Origin of the sequence: Clostridium coskatii, from assembly GCF_001675205.1 — a bacterium.
GTDB classification, from domain to species: domain Bacteria; phylum Bacillota; class Clostridia; order Clostridiales; family Clostridiaceae; genus Clostridium_B; species Clostridium_B ljungdahlii.
This window is the reverse complement of sequence record NZ_LROR01000051.1, coordinates 1-14,420: the sequence shown is the minus strand read 5'-3', so window position 1 is coordinate 14,420 and position 14,420 is coordinate 1. Positions and strand designations below refer to the sequence as shown.

At 34.1% G+C, this 14,420-nt stretch carries 14 protein-coding genes; 12 read left to right on the top strand and 2 right to left on the bottom strand.

Annotated features, from left to right (window positions below):
• Positions 1-100: 100 nt before the first annotated feature.
• Together CLCOS_RS11240 and CLCOS_RS11235 are read right to left on the bottom strand one after the other, a co-directional pair.
• Positions 101-652, bottom strand: coding sequence for a TetR/AcrR family transcriptional regulator (locus CLCOS_RS11240; RefSeq protein WP_063602286.1), 552 nt, complete (start codon positions 650-652; stop codon positions 101-103).
• Positions 649-1,833, bottom strand: coding sequence for an MFS transporter (locus CLCOS_RS11235; protein ID WP_063602310.1), 1,185 nt, complete (start codon positions 1,831-1,833; stop codon positions 649-651). The genes CLCOS_RS11240 and CLCOS_RS11235 overlap by 4 nt, the downstream gene beginning before the upstream one ends.
• A 260-nt stretch (positions 1,834-2,093) precedes the next feature.
• Here CLCOS_RS11235 and CLCOS_RS11230 point away from each other — a divergent pair, with 260 nt between their 5' ends.
• The 12 genes from CLCOS_RS11230 to CLCOS_RS11175 all read left to right on the top strand — a co-directional run.
• Positions 2,094-2,708 (top strand): LysE/ArgO family amino acid transporter, encoded by a 615-nt coding sequence (locus CLCOS_RS11230; RefSeq protein WP_013240581.1) that lies wholly within the window; start codon positions 2,094-2,096, stop codon positions 2,706-2,708.
• 16 nt (positions 2,709-2,724) lie between these two features.
• Positions 2,725-4,185, top strand: a complete 1,461-nt coding sequence (locus CLCOS_RS11225) for a PLP-dependent aminotransferase family protein (protein ID WP_063602285.1) — start codon at positions 2,725-2,727, stop codon at positions 4,183-4,185.
• A gap of 445 nt (positions 4,186-4,630) precedes the next feature.
• Positions 4,631-5,713, top strand: a complete 1,083-nt coding sequence (locus CLCOS_RS11220) for a hypothetical protein (RefSeq protein WP_063602284.1) — start codon at positions 4,631-4,633, stop codon at positions 5,711-5,713.
• Between the two features lie 4 nt (positions 5,714-5,717).
• Positions 5,718-5,981, top strand: coding sequence for a hypothetical protein (locus CLCOS_RS11215; protein WP_063602283.1), 264 nt, complete (start codon positions 5,718-5,720; stop codon positions 5,979-5,981).
• Between the two features lie 182 nt (positions 5,982-6,163).
• Positions 6,164-7,252, top strand: coding sequence for a hypothetical protein (locus CLCOS_RS11210; RefSeq protein ID WP_063602282.1), 1,089 nt, complete (start codon positions 6,164-6,166; stop codon positions 7,250-7,252).
• A gap of 4 nt (positions 7,253-7,256) precedes the next feature.
• Positions 7,257-7,523, top strand: a complete 267-nt coding sequence (locus tag CLCOS_RS11205; protein ID WP_013240576.1) for a helix-turn-helix transcriptional regulator — start codon at positions 7,257-7,259, stop codon at positions 7,521-7,523.
• Positions 7,524-7,658: 135 nt separating this feature from the next.
• Entirely contained in the window at positions 7,659-7,955 is a 297-nt protein-coding gene (locus CLCOS_RS11200) for a BMC domain-containing protein (RefSeq protein ID WP_013240575.1), read from the top strand.
• A gap of 39 nt (positions 7,956-7,994) precedes the next feature.
• Positions 7,995-8,297, top strand: a complete 303-nt coding sequence (locus CLCOS_RS11195) for a BMC domain-containing protein (protein ID WP_013240574.1) — start codon at positions 7,995-7,997, stop codon at positions 8,295-8,297.
• 87 nt (positions 8,298-8,384) lie between these two features.
• Positions 8,385-9,881 (top strand): aldehyde dehydrogenase family protein, encoded by a 1,497-nt coding sequence (locus CLCOS_RS11190; RefSeq protein ID WP_063602281.1) that lies wholly within the window; start codon positions 8,385-8,387, stop codon positions 9,879-9,881.
• A gap of 90 nt (positions 9,882-9,971) precedes the next feature.
• A complete protein-coding gene (cutC, locus tag CLCOS_RS11185; RefSeq protein ID WP_063602280.1) occupies positions 9,972-12,521 on the top strand; it encodes a choline trimethylamine-lyase in 2,550 nt (849 codons plus the stop codon).
• Between the two features lie 133 nt (positions 12,522-12,654).
• Complete coding sequence (gene cutD / locus CLCOS_RS11180; RefSeq protein ID WP_063602279.1) at positions 12,655-13,605, top strand: choline TMA-lyase-activating enzyme; 951 nt, start codon at positions 12,655-12,657, stop codon at positions 13,603-13,605.
• 247 nt (positions 13,606-13,852) lie between these two features.
• A partial coding sequence (locus CLCOS_RS11175) for a hypothetical protein (RefSeq protein ID WP_065080052.1) occupies positions 13,853-14,420 on the top strand: 568 nt, incomplete at its 3' end.

Sequence of the window (14,420 nt, the reverse complement as noted above, 5' to 3'; positions counted from 1 at the left end):
ATGACCCAATATGACCTCAATATAACCCTAATATAAACTTAATATAATTTTATGAAGCACCAGTTATTAATCCAATTGATAACTGGTGCTTTAATAAATATTATTTTGTTGATATTCCATATAGGATAATTTTTAATACTTCCTGGATAGCTTCCGAAAATTTCATTTTGTTATCCATTAGAAAATTATAATCTAGAAATGTATCTGCTGTTTGTTCAAGCATTTTGATGAGTATTGGTAAATTAATATCTTGTCTTATTACGCCGCTTGAAACTCCTTCTTCTAATAATTTTTTAATAGAATCAAGTTTATATTGCTTTAATTCCTGAATTTTATCCCATTCTTTTGGATAATACATTTTTGCTTCACTTATTAAGTTAATGGGAATCTTGTACTTATGGTTTGAGTATATAATAGAGTGAATTTTTAAAATAAAGTCATTTTGCTGCTTTAAAGAGTTTTCCATATTTTTTTTATCACTTTCCACTACTGTATTAAAAAACTCCTCTACAATTGCGTCTTTACTATTAAAATATTTATAAATAGTTTTTTTACTGATTTTTAAATCTTTGGCTATTTCGTCTAGAGTGAATTTTTTTAAGCCATGCATTTGTATTTTATTAGCAGCTGTGTCTAATATTTTATCTTTCATATTTTACCTTCCTCTTTTATATTTGATTTACTAAAAATTATTGTAAAAATTCCACCTAGTCCAGTAAATATTATGATAATCAAAGTTATTCTTTGTGAAAATCCCCACAATGCTCCTGCAGCAATAGACCCTGCAAAGGAACCAATATATTGAAATGAGTTGAATATACCATTTGCTGTACCCCTTAAATCATCTTTTACTATATTGTTTACATTGGTTGCAAGTATTGTTGTTAGGCACATATATCCACAAAAGAAAAAAATAGTACCTAGAAGCAAAAATATATAAGATGTTTTTTGAAAGTAAAAAAATATACTTAAGGATGAAACTGTGAAGGCTGCAGCAAGGATTATATTACTGCCATATTTTTTCATGTACCTTATTGCCTTTTTCATAAATATTATAGCAATAATTATGGATGGAATAAATATTCTCCACATACCATTTATACCTGTTACGTTACTAAGATAAATAGGAAGTACGTAAAATACTGCCATCATCATAAAATTATTACAAAATGCAGCTTTATTTAATATTATAAAAGTTTTATTTTTAACAAGAATCCTAAAGTTTTCTTTAAATGAATTTTTTATTTTATTAGTATAGTTTTTACTATCTTCTAGGAATAAAAGTATATACAGCCAGTTTACAAATATAAGGAGGGCGCAAATTAAAAACATTTTGTTTACGGGAAGAAAATTATGAATAATAGGGCCAAGTGCAAAAGAAAGGGCAGCTGCACAGGATACAAAAGCACCTAAAATACTTAGGGCTTTTATTTCCTTGTCTTTAGTTACCATACTTGAAACCCAAGAGTATCCAACACCCAGTATTGCACCACTTCCTTGAAGTGCTCTTGCAAAGATAAAAACATATATATTTTTTGCTAAAAAAGCAACTACAAGTCCTATATCAACCTGTAAGATGCCGATAAGCATCATGATTTTATTTCCATACTTATCACTTAAAGCACCAAATGGTATTTGGAAAATTGCCTGTGTAAGTCCAAATATGCCAAGTGCTAACCCCGCAAGAAGAGGAGTATTGTATAAAAGGGATTTACTATAAACGGAAATAAAAGGGGATACAATAGTCATTGCCATTTGCCTTAGTGCTAGAACCAAACTTAACATAATTACGCTTAACATTTCATTATTTTTTGTACTGATATTCTCCATAATTACACCACAAAAGTTATAAAAATATAGCTTCCTTTCATCAAGATTTACACTATAGAAACTGATATGGTACATATGGTTTCCAACTTAAATATTAATATATGGGTATTGATTTGTCAATACAAAGAAAATAAAATCTTTTGGTTGGTATAAATTTTAGATTTTGGTTGAAGACATTGGCATTTTAATAAATATAATTGACTTTATAGGGTTTTTGTTTTTTACTTGGAGATTCTATAATATGAATTTTTAGAGGTGGAAAAATGATTAGATATTTTTTACAAGGATTTTTACTTGGAATTTCTTATGTCGCTCCAATTGGTATGCAGAACTTATATGTAATTAATTCAGCTATAACTGCTAGTAAAAGAGCAGAGGCATTTAGGACAGCTTTTATAACTATATTTTTTGATATTTCCCTTGCACTAACCTGCTTTTGGGGTGTAGGAACCATAATCCAAAAATCAAAGGTTTTGAGATCGGTTGTGCTATTGGTTGGATGCATAGTTGTTATATACATTGGAATAAGCCTTATAAGAAGTAAACCAGATATTGATGAAAAAACTAATATAGAAAAAAACTTAGTTAAAGTAATTATATCTTGCTTTGTTGTGACATGGATGAATCCACAGGCTATTATTGATGGCTCACTTCTCCTTGGAGGATTTAGGGCATCTCTTTCTTATCAAAGCTCCTGGTACTTTATACTGGGATCATGCATGGCATCAATTTTTTGGTTTACTTCTCTTGCAGCTATTATGTCAATTTTTAAGCACAGTTTTAATGAAAAATCAATTAAGGTAATTAATAGAATATGTGGTATAATAATAATTTATTACGGGGTAAGACTTGGTTTTAATTTTATATTATCAAAATAAAAGGATTTGAATATGTATGTTAAACATTGATTGGAAACCGGATAAAAAATCTTGTATTTCTATGTACAGGCAAATTGTAAATTATATAAAGGAGAAAATAGGAAATGGAGAGTGGACTGTAGGAGAAAAGTTACCATCACAGAGAGAATTGGCAGAAAAATTTGAAGTAAATAGAAGCACTATTGTAGAAGCCTTAGACGAGTTAAAAGCTGATGGTTTAATTGAGGGAAAAAGTAAAAAAGGTACCAGAATTATAAATAATACTTGGTCCTTGATGGCTTCTATGCTGCCAGGTAGTTGGGAACCTTATATAAAAAGTGGAATACACAAACCTAACCTCCATACAATCCAAATTATAAATAAGATGGAGTATAAGGACAATATAATAAGGCTTGGTACAGGTGAACTTTCTCCTGAATTATTTCCAAAAGATATGATGAAGAAGGTATTTAAAACTGTGTCCAATAATATAACTTCTTTAAGCTATGAAATGGCTAAGGGTTCACTTAAATTGAGAAAGGTTATAAGTAAGTATTTAAAAAAGTTTCATATAAATGTGTCACCGGATTCAATACTAATTGTTTCAGGTTCACTTCAAGCTCTTCAGTTGATTTCAATGAGCATACTAAAGCCTGGTTCCAAGATACTTGTGGAAAAACCATCATATATAAAATCACTTCATGTATTTGACTTTTCCGGAGTTAGTTTTAGTGGAATATCTATGGATGCAGATGGAATTAAGTTAAATGAAATTTTAAAAAATATAGATAGAAATACATCTCTTCTATATACTATTCCAACATTCCATAATCCTACAGGTATATTAATGCCGCAGTATAGAAGAAACAAGCTATTGGATTTATGTAATAAAGAGAGAATTCCAATTATTGAAGATGATGCTTATAGGGAATTATGGTTGGATGAAATACCACCTTATCCAATAAAAGCAAAAGATGAAAATGGAATAGTACTTTATATGGGTACTACATCGAAATCAATGGCAGCAGGAATAAGAATAGGGTGGGTTGTTGCGCCGGAAACTGTTGTTGAGCGACTTGGAGATGTTAAAATGCAAACGGATTATGGTGCAAGTTCCATTTCACAGTATGTAACTGCAGAATGGATAGAAAGTGGATTTTATGAAATATATTTAAAGGAACTGAGAGAGAAACTTAAAATAAGGAGAGAAATTGCATTAAATGTTCTTGAAAAATATTTTTTTAACATGGCTAGTTGGAATGTGCCAAAAGGAGGATTTTATATATGGTTAAAGCTTAAAAATAAAATAGACATGAAAAAACTTTTTTATAAATGTTGTAAAAATGGAATATTAATAAATCCAGGATATATATACGATTTTACTAAAAATTATAATATAAGGATATCCTATTCCTATGCTTCTCTTTATGACTTGGAGCTAGGACTCAAAAAGCTTTCGCAAATAATCAGAAGTTTATCTGATAACTGCTATTGCTAACACTCCCATGGACATAGTGAAAGTGACTATGAAAGTGGGGTATAAGCATTGCTGTGCGTCTAGATATGTACTGCAAGCAGATTGCATAACATTTTGTATAATTTTTAACAATTCTAGAAGTGGTAGGCATAATCTTCTGTCTTATCGCAAAATGCATCTCTTTATTCTAAATTATTCACAAAGTAAGATAATTCCTTTAATATTTTATTGAAAAAAATTAATACTATTAATACAATAAGGTAACGATAGTACAAAAAGATAAAAAAATAAGCGGATATTGTCCAAATAACATATGTCGCTTTATGCCATGAAAAGATCTTCTATTCGTTTACAATAAGTAATGTATTAATATATTAATATTACAAAAGCGTCTTAATCTGAAATTCGCATTAAGATGAGGCCTCTCATCAAATAACAATATAATAAAATAATTGGAGGTTTGTTTATGGAACTGTCAATGGATGCAGCTTTGGCTGCTGCTAAAAAAAAGGTAAAATCAAGTTTCTTTAAAAAAGGTATTGCAATTGGTTTATTTTCAGGAATTTCATATGGACTATATTCAGCATTTTTGACATTAGCTACAACAAAGGGAGTTTGGAGTGACTGGTATGGTGCAAATACAGCAGGTTTAACAGCACTTACTATTGCATATGTACTTGGTGCACTTAGTAGTGGAATAAATGATACTGCTAGTGCAGTTTGGGCATTAATTGCTGCAGCTGGTAGAGGTAAATTGGGTGATTTCTTTAGATGTCTTAATACTAAGCCAGGTAGATTGATTATGATAGCTGCTCTTATGGGAGGTCCAGTTGCTACTACAGCTTATGTTGTAGCTCTTAAGATGGCAGGTTCACTTGCTGTTCCGATTTCTGCCCTTTGTCCAGCTATTGGTGCTATATTAGGTAGAGTTTTATATAAACAAGAATTAAACAAGCATATGATTGTAGGTATTCTTATCTGTGTTTGTGCAAGTGGTTTGATTGGTCTTCAAAGTGTTACTGGAAATGCACCTGCAGGAGCAGGATTAGGTATGGTTATCGCTCTTATTGCTGCACTTGGATGGGGACTAGAAGGTTGTATAGCTGGTTATGGTTCATGTATGGTAGATTCAGAGATTGGTATTGCTATTCGTCAGACAACATCAGGTCTTTCAAATTTAATTATATTTATTCCTATTATATCTGTAATTGTAGGTAATAATGCAGGTCTTGCATTTCATCTTACTGCTAAAGCATTTACAAGTGGCCCTGCTATGATTTGGCTTGCTATAAGTGGTCTTTGTGCTTATCTTTCATTTATGACTTGGTACAAAGGTAATAGTATGACTGGTACAGCTCTTGGTATGGCAACCAATGGAACATATTCATTTTTCGGACCATTCTTCTGCTGGATTATACTTGGCGTAATTTTCGGAATATCAGGTTGGTCAATGGCTCCTATAGTATGGTTCTCTGCTATATTAATGGCATTTGGTATTTTCGTAATTGCTGTAAATCCAATAGATTTATTTAGAAAACAGGAGGATTAATTGTATGAAACCACTTAATTATGCTATTTTAAAACATTTTACAAAAGCTAAAGAAGCTTGTGCAGATGACGTTATCGAAGCTTTAAAAGGTGATTATGGCAATTTTAAAGGACTTAAAAAAGGTGCTGTAGTCGAAGCTTTAATGACAGCTGAAGCTAATGGACTTCTTGAAGAAACAAGGTCTATATTGGATAAGTCAGGTGATTTAGTTGTTTACTATCATGCAAATGAAGAGGGAGCAGCTACAATTAATAAGTATATTGATTAAAGTCAATACTATTAGTGCAAGAAAATGACTATAGTACAAGAACTCCAAAAAACTAGCAGATATTATGCATTAAAATATGGCATTTTGTACCATGAAAAAATGTTCTAATGAGTTAACATATCATTAGATTGCAAAAACGTTTTCATCAGTCTAGTTTTTTAATATGAGGAGGAATTTTGTTTATGAGTGAAATGACAGGGGCGGTTAGTGCATCTGCAATTGCTGCTAAGAAAAAGTTATCATCACAATTTTTTAAAAAAGGTATATCAATTGCTATATTTTCAGGTATTATGTATGGATTTTATTCAGCATTTTTGTCATTAGGTATGACTAAGGGAGTTTGGGGTGACTGGTATGGAGCTAATAAAGCAGGATTATCCGCTTTTGTTATTACATACGTATTGGGTGCCCTTGGTAGTGCAGTAAATGATTCTTGTAGTGCTATATGGGCAATGCTTTATGCAGGTATTAAAGGTAAGTTTGGAGATTTCTTGAGATGTATTAATACCACCCCAGGCCGTGTAATGATTTTGGCAGCCCTTATAGGAGGACCAATTTCCAGTACAGCTTATGTTATCGGTCTTCAGATGGCTGGTTCAATAGTTATTCCTATTACAGCTCTTTGTCCGGCTATTGGTGCTATATTAGGTAGAATATTATTCAAACAAGAATTAAATAAACGTATGATGTTAGGTATAGTTATTTGTGTTGCTGCTAGTTTTATGATTGGTAGTACAAGCATTACAGGAAGTGCTCCTAAAGGTGCTCTTTTAGGTATTGCTATTGCTTTCATAGCAGCTCTTGGTTGGGGTTTTGAAGGCTGTGTAGCTGGTTTTGGTACATCTATGATTGACTCTGAGATTGGTATTACTATTCGTCAGGCAACATCAGGTATTTCAAACTTAATTATATTAATACCTATTATGGGTATGCTTGCAGGTAGTGTTAAGCTTTCAACTGGTCTTGTATTTCAGGCATTTACAAGTGGATCTGCTATGATTTGGTTTTCCATAAGTGGTCTTTGTGCATTTGTTTCATATATGAGTTGGTATAAGGGTAATAGTATGTGTGGTGCAGCTCTTGGTATGGCTTGTAATGGTACTTATTCATTCTGGGGTCCATTCTGCTGCTGGATAGTACTTGGTGTAATCTTTGGCAAATCAGGTTGGTCAATACCTGCTATTGGTTGGATTGCTGCAGTACTCATGGTATTAGGTATTTTAGTAATTTCCATGAATCCACTGGATTTATTCAGAAAAAAGGAGGATTAATTGTATGAAACCACTTAATTATGCTATTTTAAAACACTTTACAACAGTTAAAGAAGCTTGTGCAGAAGATGTTATTGAAGCTTTAAAAGGTGACTATGGTAATTTTAGAGCACTTAATAAAGATGCTGTAATTGAAGCTTTAATGACAGCTGAAGCTAATGGTCTCCTTGAAGAAACAAGATTTGATGAGGATAAATCAGGTAATTTGAGAGTTTATTATCACGCAAATGAAGAAGGAGCAGCTACAATTAATAAATATATTAAAGACTAATAACTTGGATTCCATAAGTTCAAATTATTAGTTCAAATAATAAATATTTTCAAGCAAAGGTGATTGAATCAAAGTTGCATTTGCTTGAAAAAGATCCATACTGCGTAATTGCGTATAGAGGAGGAGGGTTATGAAATGAGGTATTATGGCGAAGAGGCATTAGGCCTTATTGAAACATTAGGGATGGTTCCTGCAATTGAAGCAGCAGACAAAATGCTGAAGGCTGCTGATGTTGAACTGATATCATATGAAAATATAGGTTCCACTCTTGTTACAATTATGGTAAAGGGTGACGTTGCTGCCGTTAGAGCATCTGTGGAAGCAGGAGCTGCTGCTGCTGCAGCAATAGGCAAATTGACAGCACACAATGTTATGCCAAGACCAATTAAAGGTGTTGGAGACATTGTTTCAGTACATGACATCGATGCATAAAAATATAGTAAAAAATATGATAAAGGAAAGGGAAAACAGATGAGCAAATATGTAGCTTTAGGTTTAGTAGAAACATTTGGTTTGGTTTTTGTTTTAGAGGCTGCAGATGCAATGTGTAAAGCTGCAGATGTTGAATTAATTGGCTATGAAAATGTAGCTTCCGGTTATATTTCTGTATTGGTTGCCGGAGACGTAGGAGCTTGCAAAGCAGCTGTAGAAGCTGGAGTAAAAGCTGTAAAAGATATGGGCACTGAAGTTTATAGTTCAGTTGTTATTGCAAGTCCACATCCGGATCTTCAGAAGATCACCAAACGTTATACAATTGAAAATTTACTTCCTTAATATGTGGGTGATATGATACCACCACATAAAATGAAAAAGTACAGAAGTACAGTACTTAGTTAGTAAAAATGAAAGGGAGAGTTAGAAATGAATATTATTGATAATGATTTGCTCTCCATCCAAGAATCCCGAATCCTTGTGGAAAATGCTGCACGAGCACAAAAAATGTTAGCAACTTTTCCACAAGAAAAGTTAGATGAGATTGTTGAACGTATGGCAGAAGAAATCGGAAAACATACCCGAGAGCTTGCTGTAATGTCACAGGATGAAACTGGTTATGGAAAATGGCAGGATAAATGCATCAAAAACCGATTTGCCTGTGAGTATTTGCCAACTAAGCTTAGAGGAATGCGATGTGTAGGTATTATTAACGAAAATGGTAAGGATAAGACCATGGATGTAGGTGTACCTATGGGTGTAATTATTGCATTATGTCCTGCAACTAGTCCGGTTTCTACTACCATATATAAGGCATTAATTGCAATTAAGTCTGGTAATGCAATTATCTTTTCTCCACATCCTAGAGCAAAGGAAACAATTTGTAAGGCGCTTGACATCATGATTCGTGCAGCTGAAGGATATGGGTTGCCAGAAGGAGCTCTTGCATACTTACATACTGTGACGCCTAGTGGAACAATCGAGTTGATGAACCATGAGGCGACTTCTTTGATTATGAATACAGGTGTTCCCGGGATGCTTAAAGCGTCATATAGATCTGGAAAACCTGTTATCTATGGAGGAACTGGTAATGGACCAGCATTTATTGAACGTACAGCTGACATCAAGCAGGCGGTAAGAGATATTATTGCTAGTAAGACCTTTGATAACGGAATAGTACCATCAGCTGAACAATCTATTGTTGTAGATAGCTGTGTTGCATCTGATGTTAAACGTGAGTTGCAAAATAGTGGTGCATATTTCATGACAGAGGAGGAAGCACAAAAACTGGGTTCTCTCTTTTTCCGTTCTGATGGCAGTATGGATTCAGAAATGGTTGGCAAATCCGCACAGAGATTGGCTAAGAAAGCAGGTTTCAGCATTCCTGAAAGTAGCACAGTGCTAATTTCAGAGCAGAAATATGTTTCACAAGATAATCCTTATTCCAAGGAGAAACTTTGTCCGGTACTAGCTTACTACATTGAAGATGATTGGATGCATGCATGTGAAAAGTGTATTGAGTTGCTGTTAAGTGAGAGACATGGTCACACTCTTGTTATACATTCAAAAGACGAAGATGTAATTCGCCAGTTTGCATTAAAAAAACCTGTAGGTAGGATACTTGTTAATACGCCTGCTTCCTTTGGTAGTATGGGTGCTACAAGTAATTTATTTCCTGCTTTAACTTTAGGTAGTGGATCGGCAGGTAAAGGTATTACCTCCGATAATGTTTCACCAATGAATCTTATTTACGTCCGCAAAGTCGGATATGGCGTACGGAATGTAGAAGAGATTGTCAATACTAATGGATTGTTTACAGAAGAAAAAAGTGATTTGAGTGGTATGACAAAGCAGTCAGACTATAATCCAGAGGATATACAAATGTTGCAGCATATTTTGAAAAAGGCTATGGAAAAAATTAAATAGCGTGCAGATGTGTTGGAACATGGTAAACAATAAGTTTAAAACTCAAATAGTTAAATCTAAAATAATTATGAAAGAAAAGAGGTAAGTGTTTTGGATATTCGTGAATTTTCAAATAAGTTTGCAGAGGCAACTAAAAATATGTCTGCAGAAGAACAAGCAGCCTTAATGAAGATATTTCAAGGCGTTTCTCAAGAAATTACAAAAGAAGATAATGGAGCATCTGCAGCTTGTGCAGAACCTTGCACTAATAATGGAGAAGTTCCAAATGGAATGACAGAACGTTTAAAAAGAATAAAGGAAAACTATTTAAAGCAAAAGCCTTCAATAACAACATATCGTGCTAAGGCTATTACAAAGATTGCTAAAGAAAATCCTGGTATGCCTAAGATTTTATTACGTGCTAAATGTTTCCGTTATTGCTGTGAAACTGCACCTTTAGTAATTCAAGATGATGAGCTAATTGTAGGAGCTCCTTGTGGTGCACCTCGTGCTGGAGCTTTTTCTCCTGATATAGCATGGAGATGGATGCAAGATGAAATAGATACTATTGGAACACGTCCTCAAGATCCATTTTATGTATCTGAAGAAGATAAAAAGGTTATGCGTGAAGAACTTTTCCCATTCTGGCAAGGTAAATCCGTTGATGAATACTGTGAAGACCAGTACCGTGAAGCAGGTGTTTGGGAACTTTCTGGTGAATCATTTGTTTCAGATTGCTCTTACCATGCAACTAATGGTGGTGGTGATTCAAACCCTGGATATGATGTTATCTTAATGAAAAAAGGTATGGCAGATATTCAGCAGGAAGCAAAGGATCATTTAGCAAAATTAGATTATGAAAATCCTGAAGATATCGAAAAGATTTATTTCTATAAATCCGTTATTGATACTACTGAAGGAGTTATGATTTACGCTAAACGTATGTCTGAATATGCTGCTGAATTAGCTGCAAAAGAGACAAACCCTAAACGTAAGGCAGAATTACAAAAGATTTCAGAAGTTAATGCTCATGTTCCTGCACATAAGCCTAGCAACTTCTGGGAAGCAATTCAATCAGTTTGGACTATTGAGTCATTACTCGTAGTTGAAGAAAACCAAACTGGTATGTCCATCGGCCGTGTTGACCAATATATGTATCCATTCTATAAGGCAGATATAGAATCAGGACGTATGAATAATTATGAAGCATTTGAATTAGCTGGTTGCATGTTAATCAAAATGTCTGAAATGATGTGGGTTACAAGCGAAGGTGCTTCTAAGTTCTTTGCAGGTTACCAACCATTCGTAAATATGTGTGTTGGTGGTGTTACTCGTGACGGTCTTGATGCAACAAATGACTTGACTTATCTTTTGATGGATGCTGTTCGCCACGTTAAGATTTATCAGCCATCTTTAGCTTGCCGTATTCACAACAAATCACCTAAGAAGTACTTGAAGAAGATTGTTGATGTTGTTCGTGCTGGTATGGGATTCCCAGCTTGCCATTTTGATGATGCACATATTAAGATGATGCTTGCAAAAGGTGTTTCCATAGAAGATGCTAGAGATTATTGTATAATGGGCTGTGTTGAGCCTCAGAAGGCTGGACGTTTATATCAGTGGACTTCTACAGCTTATACTCAATGGCCTATATGTATAGAATTAGTTCTAAACCATGGTGTTCCTTTATGGTATGGAAAACAAGTTTGCCCTGATATGGGAGATTTGAGCAGATTTAAGACTTATGAAGAGTTTGATGCTGCTGTTAAAGAAGAAATTAAGTATATTACAAAATGGACTGATGTTGCTACAGTTATTTCTCAGCGTGTTCACAGAGATTTAGCTCCAAAGCCTTTGATGTCCATCATGTATGAAGGATGTATGGAACACGGTAAAGATGTTTCTGCCGGTGGTGCTATGTACAATTTCGGACCTGGTGTTGTATGGACTGGATTGGCTACATATGCAGATTCCATGGCTGCTATCAAGAAGGTAGTATTTGATGACAAGAAATGTACTTTAGAGCAATTAAATCAAGCATTGAAAGCTGATTTTGTTGGATATGAAGAACTTAGAAATGATTGCTTAAAAGCTCCTAAGTATGGTAATGATGATGATTATGCAGATTTAATTGCTGCAGATTTAATCAACTTTACAGAGATGGAACATCGTAAATATAAGACTTTGTACTCTGTTTTGAGTCATGGTACTTTATCTATCTCAAATAATACTCCATTTGGTCAGTTGACAGGTGCGTCTGCTAATGGACGTAAAGCTTGGACACCATTATCTGATGGTATCAGTCCAACTCAGGGTGCAGATTTCAAAGGACCTACTGCTATTATTAAATCTGTTTCCAAGATGTCTTGTGACAATATGAACATAGGTATGGTTCATAACTTTAAACTTATGGCAGGATTGCTTGAAACTCCAGAAGGAGAAGAAGGTATTATCACATTGTTACGTACTGCTTGCTTATTTGGTAATGGACAAATGCAGTTCAATTACTTGGATAACAAGACTTTGATTGAAGCACAGAAGCATCCAGAACAGTACAGAGATCTTATTGTTCGTGTAGCAGGTTACAGTGCATTCTTTGTTGAATTGTGTAAGGATGTTCAGGATGAAATTATTAGTAGAACTATGTTGACACATTTTTAAACATAGTATTCCATTGATTTTTAATTAATTTATCTGATGTCTGTATCTTGCATACTGCAAGGTATGCAAGAGGACAGGCTCGGTTAAAAATTTATCTGAACACCAAAATGAATCAAACAGGAGATTGGTTAGTATGAGTAATGCGAAGGCAGCAATGATTGAAAGAAAAGCAGTCATTTTTAATGTGCAAAAATACAATATGTATGATGGACCGGGAGTAAGGACACTGGTATTCTTTAAAGGATGCCCATTGCGTTGCAAGTGGTGTGCCAATCCTGAAGGACAATTACGAAAATATGAAGTTATGTTCAAAAAGAATTCATGCATTAATTGCGGTGCTTGTGTCTCTGTTTGTCCGGTTGGAATACATACAATGTCAAAAGGAATGGAACATGAGGTAGATCATAGTATTGATTGTTTAGGTTGCCGCAAGTGTGAGAATGCTTGTACCGAGTCTGCAATATCCATTATGGGAGAAGAAAAGACTGTTTCTGAAATTATGGAAGTTATAGAAGAGGACAGGCAGTTTTATGAAATTTCAGGTGGTGGTGTCACACTAGGTGGCGGCGAGGTATTGATGCAGTGGGAATTTGCAGCAAATTTGCTTATGGTATGTAAGCAGGAAGGAATCAATACAGCCATTGAAACTTGTGGTCATGCAAAATTAGAAGCAATACTTAAGGTTGCTGAGTTCACAGATTTGTTCCTTTTTGATATAAAGCATATTGATCCTGAACGACACTATCAATTGACAGGAGTGCATAATGAACAAATTTTGAAGAACTTGAAGGAACTTCTTAATCACAGATATAACGTGAAGATTAGGATGCCCCTGTTAAAAGGCTTGAATGATAGCAAAGAAGAATTTGATGGTGTAATTAACTTCTTGATGCCTTTCCGTGATTACAAAAACTTTAAAGGTATAGATCTGCTTCCTTATCATAAATTAGGCGTAAATAAATATACACAGCTGGGTATAGATTATCCAATAGAGGGAGATCCAAGCTTAAGCAGTGATGATTTGGATAGGATTGAAGGCTGGATTAAAGAATATGATTTCCCAGTTGCGGTTATTAAGCATTAATAAGCAGTTAATTAGTCAATATGTGTTAATGTGTAATTTCCCTGGTTTTATAAAGATTTATTAGATGACCTGTAATTGGTGTAGTAAATAAAATTGATTTGATGGCGGAACATTAGAATTTATGTTTCCGACAGTTGAGGCAAATAAAACTTTCAGAGCCTTATTATAAGATTAGTGTTCCTAGCGGATTAGCCGGCGGAGCCCTAAAAAATGTTTATTTTTAAAATAAAAGTAAAGGGGGGCCAAAATGAAATTTATTACCGAAATTGATTTGCGGGATTTATATAGAAAAGAACCTTTTACAGATTATGAATTAGAACCGGGAACAAGACTTACGCCTGGAGCACGTCAATTTCTATCAGATAAAGGTATAAATATGTTTGACGATGGTCCTTACACAAAGAGAAATACTGCAAATAAAAAGCAGACTGTGGAGAAAAAGCAGACTGTAGAGAAAAAACAAGCTGTAGAGAAAAAGGAAACTGTGGAAAAGGTGCAGACCATAAAGGAAAATCAAACACCTGCACAGTCGAAAAAGAAGAATAATTGGAAGAAGAAAAAACTTTACAGTAAGATGAAATCAACGGAAGCATTGTTCCTTATTACAGAAGAAGAACTTTTGAATAAGGATATCCTTTGGGCACAGAACGTTATTAGTTTAGGTAAGCAGTTTACTAAAATTAAAAATGCCATTCAGGGTAAAGGGTCCGTTGAAAATCTTTGTATTAAGGAATGTACAGCAATAAATTTTAGCAATTATTCACTTGATTTAGATGATTGCTTTGAAATTACAGAATTTCATATGCAGCTTAAAA

Coding starts and splice junctions, on each gene's coding strand:
- CLCOS_RS11240 (WP_063602286.1), bottom strand. CDS start 652: ATGAAAGATAAAATATTAGACACAGCTGCTAATAAAATACAAATGCAT.
- CLCOS_RS11230 (WP_013240581.1), top strand. CDS start 2,094: ATGATTAGATATTTTTTACAAGGATTTTTACTTGGAATTTCTTATGTC.
- CLCOS_RS11225 (WP_063602285.1), top strand. CDS start 2,725: ATGTTAAACATTGATTGGAAACCGGATAAAAAATCTTGTATTTCTATG.
- CLCOS_RS11220 (WP_063602284.1), top strand. CDS start 4,631: ATGGAACTGTCAATGGATGCAGCTTTGGCTGCTGCTAAAAAAAAGGTA.
- CLCOS_RS11215 (WP_063602283.1), top strand. CDS start 5,718: ATGAAACCACTTAATTATGCTATTTTAAAACATTTTACAAAAGCTAAA.
- CLCOS_RS11210 (WP_063602282.1), top strand. CDS start 6,164: ATGAGTGAAATGACAGGGGCGGTTAGTGCATCTGCAATTGCTGCTAAG.
- CLCOS_RS11205 (WP_013240576.1), top strand. CDS start 7,257: ATGAAACCACTTAATTATGCTATTTTAAAACACTTTACAACAGTTAAA.
- CLCOS_RS11200 (WP_013240575.1), top strand. CDS start 7,659: ATGAGGTATTATGGCGAAGAGGCATTAGGCCTTATTGAAACATTAGGG.
- CLCOS_RS11195 (WP_013240574.1), top strand. CDS start 7,995: ATGAGCAAATATGTAGCTTTAGGTTTAGTAGAAACATTTGGTTTGGTT.
- CLCOS_RS11190 (WP_063602281.1), top strand. CDS start 8,385: ATGAATATTATTGATAATGATTTGCTCTCCATCCAAGAATCCCGAATC.
- cutD (WP_063602279.1), top strand. CDS start 12,655: ATGAGTAATGCGAAGGCAGCAATGATTGAAAGAAAAGCAGTCATTTTT.